The sequence below is a fragment of the Lederbergia sp. NSJ-179 genome, from assembly GCF_022867885.1.
Lineage (GTDB): Bacteria > Bacillota > Bacilli > Bacillales > Bacillaceae_C > Lederbergia.
Genome location: NZ_JALIFP010000078.1, coordinates 1 through 4,103, shown reverse-complemented (window position 1 = coordinate 4,103; position 4,103 = coordinate 1). Strand labels below are relative to the sequence as shown.

General features: G+C 36.0%; 1 protein-coding gene and 1 rRNA gene. One reads left to right on the top strand and one right to left on the bottom strand.

The annotated features are described in order from the left end of the window. Nucleotides 1-89 precede the first annotated feature (89 nt). A complete protein-coding gene (locus MUB24_RS22710) occupies nt 90-3,155 on the bottom strand; it encodes a type I restriction endonuclease subunit R (RefSeq protein WP_244707977.1) in 3,066 nt (1,021 codons plus the stop codon). Nucleotides 3,156-3,892: 737 nt separating this feature from the next. On the opposite strand from MUB24_RS22710, the gene MUB24_RS22705 reads away from it, so the two are divergent. Then, a 16S ribosomal RNA gene (locus tag MUB24_RS22705) occupies nt 3,893-4,103 on the top strand; the annotation flags it as partial.

Below are 4,103 nucleotides of genomic sequence, written 5' to 3'. Positions count from 1 at the left end.
CGGAATTGGATTATTCATTGCAATCACCCCACGGTATTCATACCCTTACCCTTCGATAGGACGTGGGGGAATTCCTGCAAAAAAAGATTTTAGGCTTTTAAAGGGGCGCGGAATATGGGTTCATTTGTTATAAGTTCATCCAAATCCTGTCGCACGGTTTTCCAATACTTCAATTTACTTACTGGATTATGATTTGTTTCTTTATACTTACCATAATCACTGGTATCTTTAAGCTCTGATTCACCATTTTGTCGTTTGAGACTAGGATTGTAATTGGAAACGACATAATCAAGATTATCTTCATTCACACACCACTTTTGGGCGAAATTCTCAATCAGTTGATAACTTGTTGATTGAATCATATTTTCTAACAATACCGAAACATTTTGGTCACGATATTCTTCAGGATTGTCTTGGATATTATCCCATAATCGCTTCATTAAATCAGCTAATTTTGGATTGTTCTTTCCTAAATCATCAATATATTTATTCACTTCTGTGACGGCTTTCTCGTCCTTATTAGGAATTAACTCATATTCGTCCTTCCCTGAGGGAACAAAGGATTGAATAAGCATTAAGATATACTCATAATTGATTTCTTCTGTTTTTATAGATTCCAATTCGTATTCAATATCAATTTCTATGGGTTCAGATGGATCATTATTTTTTTCGCTTTTGATTACTTCTAATGCATTATGATATTTTCCTTGATAGTTTTCTATTTCTTTAAATTGAATGGGAAAAACACTTCCTAATTGACTCTCATCAAATTCGCTATATACTTGTACAGCAGAAAATGCCCTATCTAAAGATTGGTAAGCCTTCGCAAATTTTTTCAAAAAAGGAATATGATGAAACACTACTTCTTCTGGAGAAGCTGCCACTTCACGCAATTCTTGTATAGCTTTTAGGAAATCTTGTTTGGTTTCCTCCCACTCTGGTGCTAAAACATCATTTTCTCCACCATTCGAATACAAAACCAAGGCTTGTTTCACCTTTTCTTCAAATGTCTTCGGTGTTTGGAATGTTACGATTTGACCATATTTCTTTGGCTTATCGAATAAACGATTTGTTCGAGAAAATGCCTGAATCAAATCATGTGGTTTCATTGGGAGCCGATCAATAAACAATGTAGATAGACAAGGTGCATCGAATCCTGTTAATAATCGGTCAACGATAATCACTAAGTCCAATTGTTCAGAACGAGAAAAATATCTCTCTTTTTTCCGTGCCAAGCGATCATTGACATTACTGTTATATGCTCGAATCGTTTGTAATGTAAAACTTGTACCGAATTCCGCATTATAATCACGTAAGGATTCTTTCATCTTTTCTTGATTGAACGAGGAAGCTTCTTCATTTTCTGAGATGGAATATGTAATGGCTACTTTAGGAAAATCAGGTAGAACACGTTTTGTTTCCTCACTAATTTGAATAGGTGTTTCACCCGCTTTTATCCTTTTGATTAAATCGTAATAGCGTTGCGCCTGAGCGATAGAAGAAGTCGTTAACATGGCTTCATACGTTTGCCCTGAACCTTTTTTGAATCCTAGCTTTTGTCGTGATTTATTTATAATGGAATGCATCACTTGCAGCATATGTTTTTCATCTTCATAAATGTCTTTTGGTAACAAAGCCTCTTTGGCGGATATTTCCATAGCATCGATGTCGATGTTAGTTTCTCCTTGTAATTGAATAAGCGCTTGATCTAATTCTTCTTCAGAAAAAGTACTCTTATATTCGATTTGAAATCCTAATACAGCTTGATCATGAATCGCTTCTTTAACTGTATATTCGTGCAATCTCTTGCCATACTGTTGTTCTGTTGTCCTTGGTAGGTTGCCAATTGCTTGTTTGGCATTTTCTGCAAAAATGGGTGTACCGGTAAAACCATACCACAATGAACGTACAAAGAACTGTTCAATTTCTTGTTTCTTTTGCGGGGAGATAGCACGATGACATTCATCAACCACAAAAGCTACTTTTAATTGTGTAAGTGTGTGATAACGTGTTGACCGTTCCTTCCCATTAAATCGTTTCATCACATAATTTAGTTTTTGAATGGTCGTTACAATAACAGTACGATCATCCGATAATAGCTTCATAATCAAATCATTCACATTATCCGTCTCATCAATCTCAATCACATCATTTTCAGCATAGGAAGTAAATGAAGAGGTGGTTTGTTGATCTAAGTCCACTCGGTCGACAATAAAGATGGTCTTTTGAATCGATGGAATTTGTAAAAGATTGCGAGCTACCTTATATGAGGTTAGTGTTTTACCTGAACCCGTAGTGTGCCAAATATAGCCCGATTCTTGCCGTTTAGACGCTTCCTTAACCGCTTCAATTGCATGAATCTGGTATGGACGCAATAGAATTAAGGCTTTTTTTTCACTGTCTATGACCGTATATTGTGTCACCATCTTGTGTGCTTGAGGAATCGATAAGACATCACGTGCGAATTCTAAATAATCATCAACAGGTTTATTTTTCTTATCCACCCATTTGGTTAGAAATTGTTCATTTAATTTAGTATCTAACGCTGTAGCAATATAGCGAGTATCTGTTCCATTTGTTATCACAAACATTTGTAGACAAGAATAAATACCCGTGAACATTCCTTCTTTTAAGTATTTCTTAATTTGGCGGAAAGCATCCATATATGGGTGAGTCCGATTTTTCAATTCAATATGTATCATGGGTAATCCATTAATCAATAGTGTGACATCAAAACGACGATTTCGATCTTCTAACGTCCGTTTTGAACTGTGAAATTGATTGATTAATTCGTAGGATGACATTCCTCCAGCAATATCCGCTCGATTTAGCACTCGCAATCGAATGGTACCGAGAGTTGCGTCTTCCCGCTGTACTTGGACCTTTGCAATCCCATTTTCACCTGACAACCAACGTGCTGCTTCATAGAAATTCACAAAATTTAATTGGTTTCGAATCTGGTGAAATTCCTGTTCTGTTAAGGGGACTTCATCCAGAACATCTTTATTATTGTTTTCCAATTTTTCTCTAAAGTTGTTCCACAAATCCGCTTCCGTACGCAAATCTTTACGATAAGTCCACTGCGATTCACCGTTAACTAACTGCTTTATTAAATTATTCTCCAATACTGCTTCTGGCGTAGTTTCATATCTCATAATTACACCTCGATTTCCATACTAAAATAGTCCTATAACTACTATTTAGTATATCATATTATGTTGGAAAATTAAGGAATTACTTTTATTATAGCAAAAATATTGTAGTTTGCAGACTCTCATTGTACTTGTTTACGTTGGTTGACCATAATAACTCGTTACAAAATCCTTGATAGGTGGTCAGTGAAGAAGATCTTATAAAATATGTGTTATCAACAGCTTTTATCTTTGTTTTTCAGTTCGTCAAATGTCACATACATGATTGAGTAGGCTTCGGCATCAAAAGCTTGTTCTGGCACATAGATAAATCCATAAGTTGTCCATCGCCAATCGTTGTGACACCACGCTCATTATCATTAATTTAATATTAGGTATCGTTAAAGAAGAGTGGGAATAATAGTATAGCAAATATAGCAATAGATCTATCGGTTGATAATCGACAGATTCATTACTTTTGTAAAATAACAATAGACAAAATTGGATGTTGTATAAAAGCTTGACGACTAAGCATTATGGTGATAGTATAGCCATACCGTCAGAAAACAAAATGTTGATTAAGAATAATATTTTCTAAAAAAGTGTTGACGAAACTATTAATTAGTGTTATTCTAATTTAGTCGCCAATGAGGCGGTTGAAAGTTTGATCTTTGAAAACTGAACGAAACGAACGTCAATAAATATTGGATAGATGGTTTTAAACCATTGCCAGCTATTGAGAAGGAACACAAACTTCTCTCATTTATGAGAGTTTGATCCTGGCTCAGGACGAACGCTGGCGGCGTGCCTAATACATGCAAGTCGAGCGCATCGAATGGGAGCTTGCTCCCTGAAGATGAGCGGCGGACGGGTGAGTAACACGTGGGCAACCTGCCTGTAAGACTGGGATAACTTGCGGAAACGTGAGCTAATACCGGATAATTTCTTTCTTCACATGGAGAGAGGTTGAAA

Excerpts from the sequence above, each read along its gene's own strand:
- MUB24_RS22710 (WP_244707977.1), bottom strand. The coding sequence starts at position 3,155 with ATGAGATATGAAACTACGCCAGAAGCAGTATTGGAGAATAATTTAATA.